Origin of the sequence: Rhizobium sp. SRDI969, assembly GCF_025152725.1 — a bacterium.
GTDB lineage: Bacteria > Pseudomonadota > Alphaproteobacteria > Rhizobiales > Rhizobiaceae > Rhizobium > Rhizobium leguminosarum_I.
Map to the genome: position 1 here is coordinate 3,333,099 of NZ_CP104035.1, position 16,912 is coordinate 3,350,010.

General features: G+C 61.4%; 17 protein-coding genes. 1 reads left to right on the forward strand and 16 read right to left on the reverse strand.

The genetic code is table 11. The features are described 5' to 3' along the window. The first annotated feature begins 5 nt into the window (after positions 1-5). Positions 6-3,332, forward strand: a complete 3,327-nt coding sequence (locus tag N2A41_RS16725; RefSeq protein ID WP_260109272.1) for an efflux RND transporter permease subunit — start codon at positions 6-8, stop codon at positions 3,330-3,332. Between the two features lie 209 nt (positions 3,333-3,541). Here the strand turns inward: N2A41_RS16725 and ureG are convergent, their stop codons facing one another. From ureG to urtB, 16 genes are all read right to left on the reverse strand, one after another. Further along, positions 3,542-4,153: an urease accessory protein UreG gene (gene ureG / locus N2A41_RS16730; protein ID WP_017965817.1), complete on the reverse strand. Its 612-nt coding sequence runs from the start codon at positions 4,151-4,153 to the stop codon at positions 3,542-3,544. 190 nt (positions 4,154-4,343) lie between these two features. Then, positions 4,344-5,015 (reverse strand): urease accessory protein UreF, encoded by a 672-nt coding sequence (locus tag N2A41_RS16735; RefSeq protein WP_170257305.1) that lies wholly within the window; start codon positions 5,013-5,015, stop codon positions 4,344-4,346. A gap of 6 nt (positions 5,016-5,021) precedes the next feature. Then, positions 5,022-5,663, reverse strand: a complete 642-nt coding sequence (ureE, locus tag N2A41_RS16740) for an urease accessory protein UreE (protein WP_260109273.1) — start codon at positions 5,661-5,663, stop codon at positions 5,022-5,024. An 86-nt stretch (positions 5,664-5,749) separates the two neighbouring features. After that, entirely contained in the window at positions 5,750-6,613 is an 864-nt protein-coding gene (locus N2A41_RS16745; RefSeq protein ID WP_260109274.1) for a GGDEF domain-containing protein, read from the reverse strand. Positions 6,614-6,943: 330 nt separating this feature from the next. After that, positions 6,944-7,615 (reverse strand): TIGR02117 family protein, encoded by a 672-nt coding sequence (locus N2A41_RS16750; protein ID WP_260109275.1) that lies wholly within the window; start codon positions 7,613-7,615, stop codon positions 6,944-6,946. Between the two features lie 30 nt (positions 7,616-7,645). After that, positions 7,646-9,358, reverse strand: coding sequence for an urease subunit alpha (gene ureC / locus N2A41_RS16755; RefSeq protein WP_162117962.1), 1,713 nt, complete (start codon positions 9,356-9,358; stop codon positions 7,646-7,648). A 3-nt stretch (positions 9,359-9,361) separates the two neighbouring features. Then, the gene (locus N2A41_RS16760; RefSeq protein ID WP_260111063.1) at positions 9,362-9,985 is read right to left on the reverse strand and encodes a Urease operon accessory protein; all 624 of its coding nucleotides are present in this window, start codon (positions 9,983-9,985) and stop codon (positions 9,362-9,364) included. 16 nt (positions 9,986-10,001) lie between these two features. Next, positions 10,002-10,409, reverse strand: a complete 408-nt coding sequence (locus N2A41_RS16765; protein WP_011653187.1) for a lysozyme inhibitor LprI family protein — start codon at positions 10,407-10,409, stop codon at positions 10,002-10,004. 22 nt (positions 10,410-10,431) lie between these two features. Continuing rightward, positions 10,432-10,737, reverse strand: coding sequence for an urease subunit beta (locus N2A41_RS16770; protein ID WP_003561953.1), 306 nt, complete (start codon positions 10,735-10,737; stop codon positions 10,432-10,434). Positions 10,738-10,747: 10 nt separating this feature from the next. Continuing rightward, complete coding sequence (locus tag N2A41_RS16775; protein WP_170282220.1) at positions 10,748-10,999, reverse strand: DUF1272 domain-containing protein; 252 nt, start codon at positions 10,997-10,999, stop codon at positions 10,748-10,750. Positions 11,000-11,009: 10 nt separating this feature from the next. After that, positions 11,010-11,312: an urease subunit gamma gene (locus N2A41_RS16780; RefSeq protein ID WP_003561955.1), complete on the reverse strand. Its 303-nt coding sequence runs from the start codon at positions 11,310-11,312 to the stop codon at positions 11,010-11,012. A gap of 33 nt (positions 11,313-11,345) precedes the next feature. After that, entirely contained in the window at positions 11,346-12,167 is an 822-nt protein-coding gene (locus N2A41_RS16785; protein ID WP_260111064.1) for an urease accessory protein UreD, read from the reverse strand. A gap of 159 nt (positions 12,168-12,326) precedes the next feature. Continuing rightward, positions 12,327-13,022, reverse strand: a complete 696-nt coding sequence (urtE, locus tag N2A41_RS16790; protein ID WP_260109276.1) for an urea ABC transporter ATP-binding subunit UrtE — start codon at positions 13,020-13,022, stop codon at positions 12,327-12,329. A gap of 224 nt (positions 13,023-13,246) precedes the next feature. Further along, the gene (gene urtD / locus N2A41_RS16795) at positions 13,247-14,002 is read right to left on the reverse strand and encodes an urea ABC transporter ATP-binding protein UrtD (RefSeq protein ID WP_020486145.1); all 756 of its coding nucleotides are present in this window, start codon (positions 14,000-14,002) and stop codon (positions 13,247-13,249) included. 5 nt (positions 14,003-14,007) lie between these two features. Beyond that, a complete protein-coding gene (urtC, locus tag N2A41_RS16800) occupies positions 14,008-15,171 on the reverse strand; it encodes an urea ABC transporter permease subunit UrtC (RefSeq protein WP_170261680.1) in 1,164 nt (387 codons plus the stop codon). Continuing rightward, positions 15,168-16,820, reverse strand: a complete 1,653-nt coding sequence (urtB, locus tag N2A41_RS16805) for an urea ABC transporter permease subunit UrtB (protein ID WP_260109277.1) — start codon at positions 16,818-16,820, stop codon at positions 15,168-15,170. The genes urtC and urtB overlap by 4 nt, the downstream gene beginning before the upstream one ends. Positions 16,821-16,912: the final 92 nt, after the last annotated feature.

Below are 16,912 nucleotides of genomic sequence, written 5' to 3' on the forward strand. Positions count from 1 at the left end.
ATCCGATGAATTTCTCAGCCTGGTCCATTCGAAATCCCGTTGCGCCGCTGCTGGCCTTCTGCCTGCTGGTGTTCATCGGCATGCAGTCATTTAATTCGCTGCCGATCACGCGTTTTCCCAATATCGACGTGCCGCTCGTCTCGATCAGCGTAACGCAGAGCGGCGCTTCGCCGGCTGAACTCGAAATGCAGGTAACGAAGGAGATCGAAGACGCGGTCGCCTCCATCACCGGCATCGACGAAATCCAGTCGACGGTCACCGACGGCAGTTCGCAAACGAACGTCATGTTCCGGATGGAAGTGCCGACCGAACAGGCCGTTCAGGACACCAAGGATGCGATCGACCGCATCCGCAGCGATCTGCCGGCAACGGCCGAAGCACCGATCGTCTCCAAGGTCGATGTCGAGGGACAGGCGATCCAGACCTTCGCCGTTTCCTCGCCTGCGATGTCGCTGGAAGAACTTTCCTGGTTCGTCGACGATACGATCAAACGTTCGCTGCAGGGCCAGGCCGGCATCGGCCGTGTTGACCGTTACGGCGGCGCAGAACGCGAAGTACGCATCGAACTCACCCCTGACAAGCTCAATGCCTATGGTATCACCGCCGCCAGCGTGAACCAGCAGCTGCGCGGCACCAACATCGACCTCGGCTCTGGTCGCGGCCAGGTGGCGGGCAGCGAACAGGCGATCCGTGTTCTCGGTGACGCCCGCAACGTCGCCGACCTTGCCAATACGACCATTGGCCTGCCGAACGGCCGCTTCGTCAAACTATCCGATCTCGGCGTTATCAAGGACACTTATGAGGAGCCGAAATCCTTCTCGCGCTTCAACGCTACGCCGGTCGTTACCTTCGGCGTTTTCCGCTCGAAGGGCGCCAGCGAGGTCAGCGTCGCCGAAACCGTGGCGCAGAACCTCGACAAGGTGCGAGCCGAAAATCCCAATGTGAAGATCGAACTGATCGATGATTCGGTCTATTTCACCTACGGCAACTACGAAGCCGCCATTCATACGCTCCTCGAGGGTGCGCTGCTCGCTGTCATCGTCGTCCTCCTGTTCCTCAGGAACTGGCGTGCGACCCTGATCTCTGCAATCGCCCTTCCGCTGTCTGCGATCCCAACCTTCTGGGTCATGGACATGATGGGCTTCTCGCTGAACCTCGTCAGCTTCCTTGCTCTGACGCTCGCCACCGGTATCCTTGTCGACGATGCGATCGTCGAAATCGAAAACATTGCCCGCCACATCAAGATGGGCAAGACGCCCTATCGGGCAGCGATCGAGGCAGCCGACGAAATCGGCCTTGCCGTCATCGCCACCACCTTCACGATCATCGCTGTCTTCGTGCCCGTTTCCTTCATGCCGGGCATTCCGGGTCAATACTTCATCCAGTTCGGTCTGACCGTCGCCTTCTCCGTCTTCTTCTCGCTGATGGTCGCGCGCCTCATCACCCCGATGATGGCCGCGTATCTCATGCGTGCAGAAGACGGCGTCGACGATCATCACGACAATGATAGCCTGTTGATGCGTGGATACACACGCCTCATACGCGGCACGACCGGCCGCTGGTACACGCGTTATGCGACTCTGCTTGTCGCGTTCGGCTTCCTCGCCGGCTCCATTATGCTGCTGATGCAGGTTCCGGGCAGCTTCCTGCCGCCCGAAGACGCCTCGCGCATCGTGCTCTCTGTCGAGCTGCCGCCCAATGCACGGCTTGACGACACCGAGAAGACGACCGATGCGATCTATGACAGAGTCAAGGACATCAACGGCGTCGAAAGCGTCTTCGTCCTCGGCGGCGCGTCGCCGAAGGGCGATCTCGAACTGCGCCGTGCGACCATCACGCTGGCACTCGACAAGCTCGACCAATCGCTGGTCAAGAAGATGGTCAACGACGTGCTCGGCCGTATCCCCGTCATTGGCCCGAAACTGCCGAAGGTGGAGGTCCACGGCCGTGAACGCCCGCAGTGGGATATCGAAAAGGAAGTCTTCGCCAAGCTGCGTGACATTCCCGACGTCCGGATCCTGAAGCTCAATGACCGCGGCGAACGCGACCTCTCCTTCAACTTCCTTTCCAAGAACGACAAGGACCTGAACGACGCCGTCGGCATTCTGGAATCCAAACTGCGCGCCGATCCGCTGCTTGCCAATGTCAGCGCTGACGGCTCGCTGCCCCGTCCGGAACTGCAGGTTCACCCGCGCATGGATGAGGCCGCCCGCTTGGGCATTACGCCGCAGCAGATCTCTGAGACGATCCGCGTTGCCACCATTGGCGATGTCGATGCCGCCCTTGCCAAGATCTCGCTCGACGATCGCCAGATCCCGATCCGCGTTCAGGCCGCACTCGACATGCGTCGCGATCTCGCGGCCATCCGGACGTTGAAGATCCAGACCGCCAGCGGCGGCACCGTTCCGCTCGCAAGCGTCGCCAATATCGACTATTCGGAAGGCGTAAGTTCGATCAAGCGCAACAACCGCAACCGCGTCGTTTCGATCGGTTCCGACCTGCCGCAGGGCGTCGCACTCGACACGGCTTCGGCCCGCTTCCGCCAGATCGTCAACGACGCAAATATCCCGGCCACGGTGCACCTTGCCGAAAGCGGCGACACCAAGGTGCAGAGCGAGATGCAGCAGAGCTTCGTCAACGCCATGTTGATGGGCCTGTTGCTGGTGCTGACGGTGCTGATCCTGCTCTTCAAGGACGTGATCCAGCCCTTCACCATCCTGTTCTCGCTGCCGCTCGCCATCGGCGGCGTCGCAGCCGGCCTGATCATCACCAGCAATCCGCTGTCGATGCCGGTCATGATCGGCATTCTGATGCTGATGGGTATCGTCACCAAGAATGCCATCCTGCTCGTCGATTTTGCAATCGAGATGCGCCACCAGGGCATGTCCCGCGTCGAGGCCATGGTCGAAGCCGGCCGCAAACGCGCCCGGCCGATCATCATGACCTCGATCGCCATGTCGGCAGGCATGCTGCCTTCCGCGCTCGGTGTCGGCGAAGGCGGCTCGTTTCGCGCGCCGATGGCGATCGCGGTGATCGGCGGCATCATCGTCTCGACCGTGCTCTCGCTCGTCGTCGTGCCCTCCTTCTTCCTGATCATGGACGATCTGTCCCGCCTGCTCGGCTGGGCTTTCGGCCGCCTGGTCGGCAAGAAGGACAACGAGGAGCTGCCGCTGTCGCGCGAGGATCTCACCCGCGTCACCCGGGAGAACCGCGGCGACATCGACGCGCTGGAGGAGCGCCTGACGGCGATCGAAAAGCCGGAAGACAAACGCAAGAGCGCCAAGGGCAACGACACCAACGTGCTGCGCCTGCCGCCCTTCGCGGCGGAATAAGCAAAACCCAGGAAACGAACGGGCCGGGAGCGATCTCCCGGCCCGTTTCGTTTTTCGTTCATTTCCAACGCATGTCGCGCAAAAGTGTGCAGCGGCTTTGGTGCGACATGCGTAAAAACAAAGACCTAAAGCGGGCGGTGTTCGGACGACATGCTCTAATTCTTTGATTTTGATCCGGATTTTAGGCCGATCCGGCCTAAAATCCGGATCTAGAGTCCGCCCTGCTCCCTGAGGAAGCTGACGATCGAGCTGACGCCGTCGCCGCGCTTCATGTCGGAGAAGACGAAGGGGCGCGAAGCGCGCATGCGCGTCGCATCCCGGTCCATCACGTCGAGATCGGCGCCGACATAGGGCGCCAGATCCTTCTTGTTGATGACGAGCAGGTCCGACCGGGTGATACCCGGCCCGCCCTTGCGCGGGATTTCCTCGCCCTGGCAAACGGAGATGACATAGATGGTGATATCGGCAAGATCGGGCGAAAAGGTCGCCGCTAGATTGTCGCCGCCGGATTCGATGAAGACGACGTCGAGATCGGGGATCCGCTGGTTGAGGCCGGCGATCGCCTGCAAATTGATCGTCGCATCCTCACGAATGGCGGTATGCGGGCAGCCGCCTGTCTCGACGCCGACGATGCGGTCCGAAGTCAATGCCTGCATCCGCACCAGCGCCTCGGCATCCTCGGTCGTATAGATATCGTTGGTGACGACGGCGACGGAATAGTCGTCGCGCATCGCCTTGCAGAGCTTTTCGGTCAGCGCTGTCTTGCCCGAGCCGACTGGCCCGCCGATGCCGACGCGCAAAGGTCCGTTTCTTGATTTCATGTGCCTTACTCCAATCGAACCCCGATGATAACGAAGCCGCCCGCCCGCGCCACCGTCAAATGACTTAGAGCGCTTGTTTTTCTTCGAATCACCGAAGCGCTCTATCTCTTTGTTTTCACGCAATTCCGGACGCAAAACCGCTGCGCACTTTTGCTGGAATTGCTCTCGCCGCCGCGATAATTTCGGACAATTACGAGCGGAACAGCCGCGTCGCCTGCGTCTCATGGCGCAGGCTTGCAATATCGGCCTGCACCGTCGCCGAACCCAGATCATCGAGCGTCGAGATAGCCGCCTGCCGGGCGATCTTCGCGAGGTGCTCTTCAAGGCCGGCAAGCACCGCAACGCCATCCCTCTGCCCAGCGATGCCGAGGCGGATGCCTGACGAAACCGCTTGCGAGGCATAGGCGTGCAGGAAGACTGCGAGCACCTTCTCGGATCCTATGCCATGTGCACCCGCAACCGCTCCCACCGCGACAGGATAAGCGGCCTTGCCGGGCAGCCTCTCGAACACATCGTCCGGCCAAGCGCCTGCCGCCGCCAGGAAAGCATCGCCGAGCAGCATCGTTTCCTGATGGCGCTCGCGTGATCCTGCAAGCGCCTCGGCGAGCGCGGCGATCTCGGCAAGGCGCGCGGCTTCAGCCTGGTGCCTGTGGCTTTCGGCCAGAAGCACCGCATCGTTCCAGACCGAACCATTGCCGATCAAGGTGCCGGTCCAGGCCGCAAGCGAGGCCGCATCCGTGACCAACCCGTCGGCAACCGCCCGCTCCAGCCCGCCCGAATAGGCAAAGCTGCCGATCGGAAAGGCCGGTGAGAGCCATGCCGTCAGACGCAGCAGTGCCTGCAGCTCGCGATCCCCGGTCATCAAGGCTCAGTCGTGCTTGTGGTCGTGATGTCCGTGGTCATGACTATGATCCCGTCCGTGCTCATGACCATGATCCCGCCCGTGGTCATGATCATGACCGCGATCGTGGCGGTGCTCATGCTCATGCTCGTAGCCATGTTCGTGATCATGGTCATGGCCGTGATCATGGCCGTGGTCATGATTGTGATCGTGATCATGCCCATGCGAATGCCCGCCTTGGGAATGGTAGGCGCCGCGTGCCGGCTGGAACGGCTCGTCGATCTCGAGGACGACGGCGCCGAGGCCCTGCAGCATGGTGCGGATGACATGATCGCGCAGGATGACGATGCGATCTTCCTCGATCTGGGCCGCAAGATGCCGGTTGCCCAGATGCCAGGCGAGCTCGACCAGATGGGTGCGGTCGCGTCCGCGAACCTCGAAGAGCTTCTCGTCGGCGGCGAGTATCTCGATCAGTTCGCCGTCGTCGCGCACCAAGAGGTCGCCATTGGCGAAAAGCACCGGATCCTTGAGATCGAGCATGACCATTTCGCCATTTTCCAAATGCAGCAGCTTGCGGCGCAGATGGCGCAGATCATGCGGCAGCTTGACTTGGGCGAACGGATGGGAGGAAGGGGTTCCGGCGGGAAGATAGGACGTGACGCGCTGCATGATATGTCCGTTTTGCTGAGAGGACGACCATGCAAAATAGCTCTTCCCGATGCAAGCACCAATGCCCTTTCGTCCGGGTGTGACTTTTATATTCCGTAAGCCTGCATCACGTTGTCGCTCTCCGGCCCTCTGTTCTCGCCATCGGCGCCGTTGTCGACAAGCCCGTGCCAGACGTGATGCAGACCTTCTCGTTCGTGGACGACGCGATTGCGCCCAAGTGCCTTGGCGAGATAGAGCGCCCGGTCGGCGGAAGCATAGACCGCCTGCTTGGTGCGCCCGGTGACGAGATCGGCAACGCCGCCGGAAACAGTGATGCGGATATCGTGCCCCTCGGCTTTCATGGCGCCGCCGGCGATCCGGGCCCGGACGCTTTCGACGCGCTCCATACGCGTCTCGAGCGGCTCGCCGGAGACGATGACGCCGAACTCCTCCCCACCCAGCCGTGCGACGACGGACATCTCATCGAAGGCGGATCTCAGCATGGCCGAAACGGCGATGATGACGGCATCGCCGCAGCCATGGCCGAAGCGGTCGTTGATCGCCTTGAAACGGTCGACGTCAAAAATCACCAGCGACGCATCGCCATCGGTATTCTCAAGCGCCTCGGTAAAAGCGCGCCGGTTGAGCAGCCCGGAAAGCGTATCCGTGCGGCTGAGCTTTTCGAATTCCGCCCGCGAGAGCGCGAGATCGCGCATGGCAAAGCCGGCAAACAGTGACAGCATGCCGGAAACGGTACCGCCGATCAGCCAGGAAAAGATCGCGCTGAAGCCGATTGCATGGGCGAGCGTCACCGGCAGAAGCCCGAGAAGATCGAGCGACGGCATCGTCAATGCGATAATGACTCCCGAGAGAATAACGGCAAGAAAAGCCATCTTCAGGGCGAAGACATAGACGTTCTTGCGGTATTGAAGATCGCCGAAATCGGCCTGCAGCAAAATCCAGTTTCTCATGAGAATCAACCTTCCTGCTCGGCGTTTCCAGGCATTGATAAGAGCCCAATTGCTGCGGGTGTCTTAATCGACCCGTTAAAATTCGAACGGTTCGGACGTTTCGGTGGACAGAATTTTTCTAGCAGGGGGTGCAGCTTTCCAATCCCTGAATCGAACAGCGCGAAGAGACAGTTAAACGACTGATATAAAAGGGGTTCATCAGGTTTCGTGATGCAGTTGTTCCAGAATGGGCTAGCTTGACAAAATACCGAGTTTTCCACCGATTTTTACAACCATATGGAGAGCGCTATTCACAATTCACTTTAAGAGCGGACCGACCCGACGGCTGCTTCAATTGTAGACAGCAACAGACAACCGCAATGTTTGTGGAAGCGGGTTCCATATGCCGGTTCGAAACCCAGCCGAGCGCAGGGCAGCGGCGGTCCAGGTGTTGCAGCCGAAGAGTGCGTTGAAGTATCCCCTGGCTTCGAAGAACCGGTCGATCTCGCCGTAACCCGCATCCGGAATCGGCACCACCGCGCCCGCGTCGCGGACGAAACTCTCGGCGATAAAATCGCGCAGCTGCGCCAATTGATCCTCACTGACATTGAATGCCGTAACGGTGGACTGCGGCTCGGTGATATGACTGGCAAGGTCCACATGCAGCACTGAACGGTCGATCGTCAGCGCGCGCAACACCGGCAGCGGCTTCAGCTCCGCCCATGTGGGAGTTTCCAGATAGAAGGCACGTCCGCCCCAGCCGATAATTAGCCACTCCGCATTCGGATGGCCGAGCGGAAAACCAGTATTGTCGAGGAAGGAAAAGGCAGCCCGCGTTTCCGCGTCGAGCGGAATGGCAATATCGGTATGGATCGGGCCCGACAGCAGCAGAATTCGATGCGTCACTGCGGCAGACGACGCCTCGACCGGCGCAATCAGCGGCCGGGGAATAAAGGTGCCGCAGGCCGCCGAGAGCACAAGCAGAAATACGATCCGCAACAACCAGCGGATACCGGTCCTCATCGCGGCCGTCCGTCGCACATGGGCGTGGGCTTAGAACAGGAAATAGCGCTGCGCCATCGGCAGCACCGTCGCCGGCTCGCATGTCAGCAATTCGCCGTTCGCCCTGACCTCGTAGGTCTCCGGATCGACCTCGATCTCGGGTGTCAGGTCGTTGTGGATCATCGATGCCTTGGAGATGCCGCCGCGCGTATTCCTCACCGCGACCAGTTCCTTGGCAACGCCGAGCCGGCCCTTCAGGCCGGCGTCAAGCGAGGCCTGGCTGACGAAAGTGACGGAGGAATTGGTGAGGCTCTTGCCATAGGAGGCAAACATCGGCCGGTAGTGTACCGGCTGCGGCGTCGGGATCGAGGCGTTCGGATCGCCCATCGGCGCGGCCGCGATCGACCCACCGAGCAGTACCATATCGGGCTTCACGCCGAAAAAGGCAGGATTCCACAGCACGAGATCGGCGCGCTTGCCGACTTCGACCGAGCCGATCTCACGGCTGAGACCGTGGGCGATCGCCGGGTTGATCGTATATTTGGCGATATAGCGGCGAACGCGGAAATTGTCGTTGTCGCCCTTTTCCTCCTTCAGCCGGCCGCGCTGACGCTTCATCTTGTCGGCCGTCTGCCAAGTGCGGATCGCCACCTCGCCGACGCGGCCCATGGCTTGGCTGTCGGACGAGATGATCGAGAAGGCGCCGATATCGTGCAGGATGTCTTCGGCGGCGATCGTCTCCTTGCGGATCCGGCTTTCGGCAAAGGCGATATCTTCGGGGATCGACGGCGACAGATGGTGGCAGACCATCAGCATGTCGAGATGCTCGGCGATGGTATTGACCGTATACGGACGCGTCGGATTGGTCGACGACGGGATGACGTTCGGCTGGCCGCAGATCTTGATGATGTCAGGCGCATGCCCGCCGCCGGCTCCTTCCGTGTGGAAGGCATGGATGGTGCGGCCCTTGATGGCACCGATCGTATCCTCGACGAAGCCGCTTTCATTCAGCGTATCGGTGTGGATCATCACCTGCACGTCGTATTCGTCGGCAACCGACAGGCAGCAGTCGATGGCGCCTGGTGTCGTGCCCCAATCCTCGTGCAGCTTCAGCGACGTGGCGCCGGCCAGCACCATTTCGGTCAGCGCCCCTGGCAGCGAGGCATTGCCCTTGCCGGCAAAGGCAAGGTTCATCGGGAAGGCGTCGGCCGCTTCGATCATGCGCGCGAGATGCCAGGGACCGGGCGTGCAGGTGGTGGCAAGCGTGCCGTGCGCCGGTCCCGTGCCGCCGCCGAGCATGCAGGTCATGCCGCTCATCAGCGCTTCCTCGATCTGCTGCGGTGCGATGAAATGGATATGGCTGTCCATACCGCCGGCGGTGACGATCTTGCCTTCGGCAGCGATCGCCTCCGTGCCGGGGCCGACGATGATGTTGACACCCGGCTGCATGTCGGGATTACCGGCCTTGCCGATCGCAAAGATGCGACCGTCTTTGAGGCCGATATCGGCCTTGTAGATGCCCGAATGATCGACGATCACCGCATTGGTGATGACCGTATCGACCGCGCCATCCGCCCGCGTCACCTGGCTCTGTCCCATGCCGTCGCGGATCACCTTGCCGCCGCCGAACTTCACCTCCTCACCATAGGTGGTGAAATCCTTCTCGATCTCGATGAAGAGCTCCGTATCGGCAAGGCGCACCTTGTCGCCGGTGGTCGGTCCAAACATGCCGGCATAGGCGGCGCGCGAGATCTTGTAGGGCATCTATCAGGCTCCTTGGGAGGAAGAGACGAGTGTTTCTCCGCCGAGCCGCTTGAGGCGGCCAGCGGCAATATAGCTATCGACAAGCTGTCGTTCGGCCGAAAACGGGTGCCATTCCCAGCCGGCGTGGCCAAAGCCGGCAAGTGTCGCCTCGGCCTCGGCATATGTGTTCAGCACCTCGGCAATGACGATCATCCCGCTGCTCGGCACGACATAGGGCGCTGGAGAAAGCGCCGAAAGCGACGCATCCACGGCCTCGTGAACCGATTTGCCGATAATGACGTGCCTTTTGCCGGTGTCTGCGCAAAAGGCGCTGAACGCAGCGGTATGGTCGTCGCAGAAATCATCAAGCTCCGGATGAGAGACGGCAAGCGGCGCCCGCATCGCGGCGAATTTTTCCGGGTCGCGCACGCTCCAGATTTCGCCAGCCGAAACGACGCCCGGATGGGCGCGCCACTCACGCGAACCGAGCATCGCCTTTGCCGGCCTGCCGGTGTTGCAGACCGCGACGGCATCCGTGCGGCTGCCGCCGGCGCCATAGGAGCGGCAATCATTGAAGCGGATGACAATATCGGCGGCATCGATGATGCCAGCCCCACCCTCCTCGATGTCGCCATTGCCGACGATCATGATTTTTCTGATCACCCTAGTTGCTCATCGTATCTTCGAGCTCTTTCAGCTCTTTCGTGCGTTTGTCCGTAATGTTGGCGAGACACCCGGCGACCAGCATCGGCTCCATCGTGCCGCCACGGGCCTGAAAGCCAAAGGCGTCGCATTCGGCGTCGCGATAGTCGATCCAGGCGCGTTGCGCCTTGACCAGCGCCTGCTCTGCGCCCTTCATGTCGCCATCCAGGTCCTTGTCGATCGCCGCCAGGGCGGCGCGCGTCTTCTTATACTGCGCATTCAGCGCCTTGTCGGCAGTCTCGTGGCGCGCCGCCTCGCAGCCAGTCATGTCCGATTGCGTCTTGGGATTGTTGCAATCGATATCCTGAGCAGAGGCAGCACCTGCCGTCAGCAGCATCGCCGCCCCGACGAGGCAGATATTCAAGCGCATGCACTTCTCCCGTATTTTGTTCTTAAAGCTTGCCCATCACCAGTTGACGGAAACCGTAGACCTCGCGCTTGCCGGAAAGCGGGATCAGCGTCACCGAGCGCGTCTGCCCCGGCTCGAAGCGCACCGCCGTCCCCGCCGGGATATCGAGCCGCTTGCCGTGTGCTACCGCGCGATCGAAGGAAAGCCCGGCATTGGTCTCGGCGAAATGGTAATGGCTGCCGACCTGCACCGGCCGATCGCCCGTATTGGAAACCTCCAGCGTCACCGTCGGCGCGCCGGCATTCAGTTCGATGTCGCCGCTTGCGGCAATGATCTCGCCTGGAATCATCTCGTCCTCCTTAAGCCGCCTTGGGCGCGCAGCCCTCGGCCCTCAGTACGCGCTTCGTCGATGCCGGATTTTTGGCGAGCATCGCCGCCGGCCGAATAGGCCTCGCGACGAGATTGCCGCCGCAGTTCGGGCAGACACCCTTCAGCACGCCGTCCACGCAATCGGCGCAGAAGGTGCATTCATAGGTGCAGATCCGTGCTTCAATGCTATCAGGCGGCAGATCCTTGTCGCAGCATTCGCAATTGGGCCTGAGCTCGAGCATTCCTATCTCCTCAACGGATCGGCTCGTGCACGGTGACGAGCTTGGTTCCATCAGGGAACGTCGCCTCCACCTGCACGTCGTGGATCATCTCGGCAATCCCCTCCATCACCTGGTCGCGGCCGATCACATGGGCGCCTGCTTCCATCAACTCGGCAACCGGGCGGCCGTCGCGGGCGCCTTCGACGACGAAGTCGCTGATCAGCGCGATCGCTTCGGGATAATTCAGCTTGACGCCGCGCTCCAGCCGCCGCCGCGCCACCATCGCCGCCATCGAAATCAACAGCTTGTCTTTTTCTCTCGGAGTGAGGTTCATCGCTTGTCCATCTGCTTGATCGAATGCTGAAGTTCATAGATTCCAGACTTTCGGCACAGGCGCACCATTGCGCAAGGCGGAAATGACCGGGATCAGGATTTTTCTGAGTGAGAAGCCGTCGGCCGCTGCCAGGCGGACGACGAGCTTGCCATTCCAAGCGCTCGCACCGCCCATCGATCCTTCGACGAGCGGCCGGACCTTGCCGAGATAGGCTTCTGAAAGCGGCCCGGCATAAAACAGCGTCGCAAAGGCCACCTGTCCGCCGAGCACGGCCTGCCGCGCCGCCAGCGCCGCCACAGCTTCGGAAAGTCTCAGTTCTTCGGCGTGGATCAGTTGACCCGAGCGGCGGATGCGCCAGCGGTCACGGAACAGCCCTGATATCACCGCCTCACCCATCGCCTTGCGGCCGAGCAGCACGGCTTCGACGGCCAGAAATTCGCCGCTCTCGTCAAGATCGACGTCCAGCCGGCGAAAAAGTGCGGCCCGGTCGAAGAGGATCGTTTCCTGCGGCAGCCAGTCGACGCGGGCTTGGGCTCCGACCGTGATGCTGGTCGCCACCTCGGCGATGCCGGCCGATGCCTTGTAGATCTTCTCGCAGGCCTGAGTGGTGACGTCGATGCGCGTGCCGGCGCCGGCATCCACGCTCCAATCCATCCGATCGCCGCCCGTCAAACCGCCAGCGGTATTGATGATGACGGCTTCCATGGAGGCGTCGAAGGTGTCGGGCAGGCGGATCTTCGCTGTCCCCTCCTGATAGAGTTCACGGATGCGCGTGCGGCCATCGAACAGCTTTGCCGTCAGATGCCCTCGCCCTTCGGCTCTTTGCGGTCTCGTGCCTGCCGCCGCAATCGTCATATCGTCCCTTTCGGTCGCGCCCCTGGTTTTCATTCAAGCGCGCGGATAGCGGAAAGCAAGCAATTCCTATGCCGCACCGGGCAGACCTTTGGCGGCGGCGGAAGGTTTTCCAGGCGCCGCGCCTTCTGCTGCAAAATGCGGCATCTGCCAGCCAGACAGTCAGACAGTCAGGTGGCGGCGGGCCTCCGGCGTATCCAGCGTCTCGGCAAGCCCTTCATGCACGATTTCGCCGCGGTCCATGATGTAAACATAGTCAGCAAGCTCGCGGCAGAAATCGAGATACTGCTCGACGAGCAGGATCGCCATGCCGGTGGAGTCGCGCAGGTAACGGATCGCCCGGCCGATATCCTTGATGATCGACGGCTGAATGCCCTCGGTCGGCTCGTCGAGCACGAGAATCCGAGGCCGCGTCACCATGGCCCGCCCGATCGCCAACTGCTGCTGCTGCCCGCCGGAAAGATCGCCGCCGCGACGTGACAACATCGACTTCAGCACCGGGAAGAGACTGAAGATGTCATCGGGGATGTTGCGGTCGCGGCGGCCAAGCGGAGCAAAGCCGGTTTCGAGATTTTCCTTGACGGTGAGCAGCGGGAAGATTTCGCGCCCCTGCGGCACATAGCCGATGCCCCGCTTGGCGCGGGCAAAGGGCGGCAGGCCGTTGAGCTTGGTATCATTGAAGGTGACGGTACCGGCCGACAGCGGGTGCTGGCCGGTAACGGCGCGCAGAAGAGAACTCTTCCCCACGCCGTTACGCCCCAGCACGCAGGTGATCTTGCCCATCTCCGCTTTGATCGAGATGCCGCGCAGCGCCTGAGCGGCACCGTAGTGGAGGTTTGCGTTTTCGACTGTCAGCATGATGCCGTCTCCTGAATCTTTGCGGGTCCAAAAAAGACCCCTCCCCAACCCCTCCCCACAAGGGGGAGGGGCAAACTCGGAGCTGCCCTCCCACTCCCCAGGAGATCATAGACAAGCTGGCGCTCGTAGCGATGAGCGAGCCTCTTGGTTAAGCCCCTCCCCCTTGTGGGGAGGGGTTGGGGAGGGGCAACACACCCACAAACATCCGATGCATCCATCGTCCCTCACCGCCCCAAATAGTTCTCGATGACCTTCGGATCCGAACTCACAAAGTCGATCGAGCCTTCCGCCAGCACCGAGCCTTCAGCAAGGCAGGTCACCTTGACGCCGAGGTCCCGGATGAAGCCCATGTCATGTTCGACGACGACGACCGACCGGGTTTTGGCGATATCCTTGAGCAGGATTGCAGTTTCCGCCGTCTCCGCATCGGTCATGCCGGCCACCGGCTCGTCGACGAGCAGGAGCTTCGGCTCCTGCGCCAGCAGCATGCCGATCTCCAGCCATTGTTTCTGCCCGTGCGAGAGATTGGCGGCGAATTCGTCGCGGCGATGCGTCAGCCGCACCGTTTCGAGGATCTCCTCGATGCGCGTCTTGTCCTCGCCCGAAAGCCGGTAGAACAGCGTTGAGAACACGCCGCGACGGCGGTTCAACGCCAGCTCCAGATTGTCCCAGACCGTATGGCTCTCGAAGACCGTCGGCTTCTGGAACTTGCGGCCGATGCCGAGCTGGGCGATATCGGCCTCGTCCTTCTTGGTGAGATCGATCGTGCCGTTGAAGAAAACTTCGCCCTCGTCGGGCCTGGTCTTGCCGGTGATGATATCCATCATCGTCGTCTTGCCGGCGCCGTTCGGGCCGATGATGGCTCTGAGTTCACCGGGTTCGATGACGATCGACAGCGAATTCAGCGCCTTGAAGCCGTCGAAGGAAACCGAGACGCCGTTGAGATAAAGCACGCTGGTGGGTTTGACGTCGGGGATCATGGCGCTCACTCCGCTGCCTGGATTTTCGGCTCGATACCGTCTTCCTCAACAGCCGGCGGGGCAGCCTTGGAGACGACCTTCCGCTTGCCGAGATATTGCGAAATCGTGCCGACGACGCCCTTCGGCAGGAACAGCGTGACGGCGACGAAGAGACCGCCCAGCGCAAACAGCCAGAACTCCGGGAAGAGGCCGGTGAAGATCGTCTTGCCGCCGTTGACGAGGATCGCGCCGATGATCGGACCGATCAGCGTCGCCCGCCCGCCCACCGCCGTCCAGATGACGACTTCGATCGAATTGGCAGGCGCGAATTCGCCGGGATTGATAATGCCGACCTGCGGCACGTAGAGCGCACCGGCAATACCAGCCATCATCGCCGAGACGACGAAGGTGAAGAGCTTGAAGTGCTCGACGCGGTAGCCGAGGAAGCGCGTGCGGCTTTCCGCATCGCGCACGCCGACCAGCACCTTGCCGAACTTCGAGCGCACGATCGCCGAGGCAAGCAGCAGCGACAGAGCCAGGAAGATCGCAGTTGCCGCAAAGAGGACTGCACGCGTGCCGTCAGCCTGGACGTTGAAACCGATAATGTCCTTGAAATCGGTAAGGCCGTTATTGCCGCCGAAGCCCATGTCATTGCGGAAGAAGGCCAGCAGCAGCGCGTAAGTCATCGCCTGGGTGATGATCGAGAGATAGACGCCATTGACGCGTGAGCGGAAGGCAAACCAGCCGAAGACGAAGGCGAGCAGGCCGGGCACGACGAGCACCATCAGCGCCGCAAACCAGAAATGGTTGAAGCCGTACCAGAACCACGGCAGATCCTTCCAGTTCAGGAACACCATGAAGTCGGGCAGAACAGGGTCTCCGTAGCTGCCGCGCGTGCCGATCTGGCGCATCAGATACATGCCCATCGCATAGCCACCGAGCGCAAAGAAGGCACCGTGGCCGAGGGAGAGGATGCCGCAGAAGCCCCAGACGAGATCAAGCGCCAGCGCCAGCAGTGCATAGGTCAGATACTTGCCGAACAGCGACATGATATAAGTCGGCACGTGCAGCGGATTGGTCGGCCCCGTCATCAGGTTCAGGACCGGCACGAGGACCGCGACCAGAAGCAGGAGGGCGATGGCAACGACGATCTTGCGATCGAGTGATCGGAGAAGGAAGGCCGTTATCATGCTTCCACCGCCCTTCCTTTGAGTGCGAAGAGCCCGCGGGGACGCTTCTGGATGAAGAGAATGATGAGGACGAGCACCAGGATCTTGCCGAGCACGGCGCCGGCGAAGGGCTCGAGGAACTTGTTGACGACGCCGAGCGAGAGTGCACCGACCAGCGTACCCCAGAGATTACCGACACCGCCGAAGACGACGACCATGAAGCTGTCGATGATGTAGGATTGACCGAGGTTCGGCGAGACATTGTCGATCTGGCTGAGCGCCACGCCGGCGATGCCGGCAATGCCCGAGCCGAGCGCGAAGGTGAAGGCATCGACCCAGCCGGTGCGGATGCCCATCGACGACGCCATGCGCCGGTTCTGCGTAACGGCACGCATTTGCAGGCCGAAGGCGGACCGCTTGAGCAGCAGGAGCAGCGCCACAAAGACCACCATCGAAAAGACGATGATCCACAGTCGGTTCCAGGTGATGGAGAGCCCGCCGAGATCGAAGACGCCGGACATCCAGGTCGGATTGCGGACCTCGCGGTTGGTCGGGCCGAAGATGCTGCGCACCGCCTGCTGCAGGATGAGCGACACGCCCCAGGTGGCGAGCAGCGTTTCGAGCGGCCGGCCGTAAAGATAGCGGATGACGGCGCGCTCGATCACCAGACCGACGAAACCGGTAAAGACGAAGGCCGCAGGCACGGCAAAGGCCAGCGAATAATCGGCAAGTTCAGGAAAGGCGGAGGTGATGTACTCCTGCACCACATAGGTGGTGTAGGCGCCGATCATCACCATCTCGCCATGCGCCATGTTGATGACGCCCATGACGCCGAAAGTGATGGCAAGGCCGATCGCGGCAAGCAGCAGTACCGAGCCGAGAGACAATCCGTACCAGATGTTCTGGACGACATCCCACAGCGCCAGGCTGCGATTGATGGTGCTGATATCCGCCTGGATCGCCGGCTTCAGGTCGTCAGGCGCGGTTTCGAGAGTGGTCGTGAGGATGGTCAGTGCATCGCGATTGCCGCGCGCCGCGATTGTATCGATCGCAGTCTTCTTGTCTTCGACGCTCGCATCCGTCTTGAGCAGCAGCACTGCGCGCGCCGCTTCCATCGTATTCTTGATCTCAGCGTCCTTTTCGGCCGCAAGCGCCGAGTTCAGCAGGTCGAGATTGGCGGGATCGGCATCTTTCAGAAGGCCCTGCGCCGCGGCAAGCCGCGCGGAACGGTCCGGGCTCATCAGCGTCAACTGGCTGGTAGCGGCGCCTATGACGCCGCGAAGCGCGTTGTTGATCTTGACCTTCGTCATCAGATCCGGATCGACATCGGCAGCGGCTTCGCCAGTGATCGGATCGGAATAGGTCGGTTCGTCATCGGTACCGCCCTGAAGGAGAACCGGGCCGCCATCGGAATTGACGTAGAGAAGGCCGTCGCTCAACTGCTGCAGGATCTGGCTGACATGCTGCTCCTTGGATGCGACCAGCGCTTTGATGGCCGCTTCCCGTTCCGGGAAATCGCCGACGCCGAGCGCGTCGACAAGCACGTGGATATCGTCCTGGGCCTGGACTTCGCTCGAGGTTATCACGCCCGAAAAAGCAAAGCCTGAAAATACGAGGCCCGAAAATGTCAGGCAAATCGTGATGAGGAAAATCTTTATGGCGCGATACATCGGCTTTCTCGCCCTTGATAGTGTTGGCCTCGCGGCGCAATCGCTGGGACGGAGCTTCCGCCCGGGATCAAACCCGGACGGAAGCCTTCATG

Excerpts from the sequence above, each read along its gene's own strand:
- ureE (WP_260109273.1), bottom strand. The coding sequence starts at position 5,663 with ATGCAGCGCGTCACGTCCTATCTTCCCGCCGGAACCCCTTCCTCCCAT.
- N2A41_RS16745 (WP_260109274.1), bottom strand. The coding sequence starts at position 6,613 with ATGAGAAACTGGATTTTGCTGCAGGCCGATTTCGGCGATCTTCAATAC.
- ureC (WP_162117962.1), bottom strand. The coding sequence starts at position 9,358 with ATGCCCTACAAGATCTCGCGCGCCGCCTATGCCGGCATGTTTGGACCG.
- N2A41_RS16735 (WP_170257305.1), bottom strand. The coding sequence starts at position 5,015 with ATGACCGGGGATCGCGAGCTGCAGGCACTGCTGCGTCTGACGGCATGG.
- N2A41_RS16785 (WP_260111064.1), bottom strand. The coding sequence starts at position 12,167 with ATGACGATTGCGGCGGCAGGCACGAGACCGCAAAGAGCCGAAGGGCGA.
- N2A41_RS16775 (WP_170282220.1), bottom strand. The coding sequence starts at position 10,999 with ATGCTCGAGCTCAGGCCCAATTGCGAATGCTGCGACAAGGATCTGCCG.
- N2A41_RS16725 (WP_260109272.1), top strand. The coding sequence starts at position 6 with ATGAATTTCTCAGCCTGGTCCATTCGAAATCCCGTTGCGCCGCTGCTG.
- N2A41_RS16750 (WP_260109275.1), bottom strand. The coding sequence starts at position 7,615 with ATGAGGACCGGTATCCGCTGGTTGTTGCGGATCGTATTTCTGCTTGTG.
- urtD (WP_020486145.1), bottom strand. The coding sequence starts at position 14,002 with ATGATCCCCGACGTCAAACCCACCAGCGTGCTTTATCTCAACGGCGTC.
- N2A41_RS16765 (WP_011653187.1), bottom strand. The coding sequence starts at position 10,409 with ATGCGCTTGAATATCTGCCTCGTCGGGGCGGCGATGCTGCTGACGGCA.
- N2A41_RS16780 (WP_003561955.1), bottom strand. The coding sequence starts at position 11,312 with ATGAACCTCACTCCGAGAGAAAAAGACAAGCTGTTGATTTCGATGGCG.
- urtE (WP_260109276.1), bottom strand. The coding sequence starts at position 13,022 with ATGCTGACAGTCGAAAACGCAAACCTCCACTACGGTGCCGCTCAGGCG.
- N2A41_RS16770 (WP_003561953.1), bottom strand. The coding sequence starts at position 10,737 with ATGATTCCAGGCGAGATCATTGCCGCAAGCGGCGACATCGAACTGAAT.
- N2A41_RS16760 (WP_260111063.1), bottom strand. The coding sequence starts at position 9,985 with ATGATCGTCGGCAATGGCGACATCGAGGAGGGTGGGGCTGGCATCATC.
- ureG (WP_017965817.1), bottom strand. The coding sequence starts at position 4,153 with ATGAAATCAAGAAACGGACCTTTGCGCGTCGGCATCGGCGGGCCAGTC.
- urtB (WP_260109277.1), bottom strand. The coding sequence starts at position 16,820 with ATGTATCGCGCCATAAAGATTTTCCTCATCACGATTTGCCTGACATTT.
- urtC (WP_170261680.1), bottom strand. The coding sequence starts at position 15,171 with ATGATAACGGCCTTCCTTCTCCGATCACTCGATCGCAAGATCGTCGTT.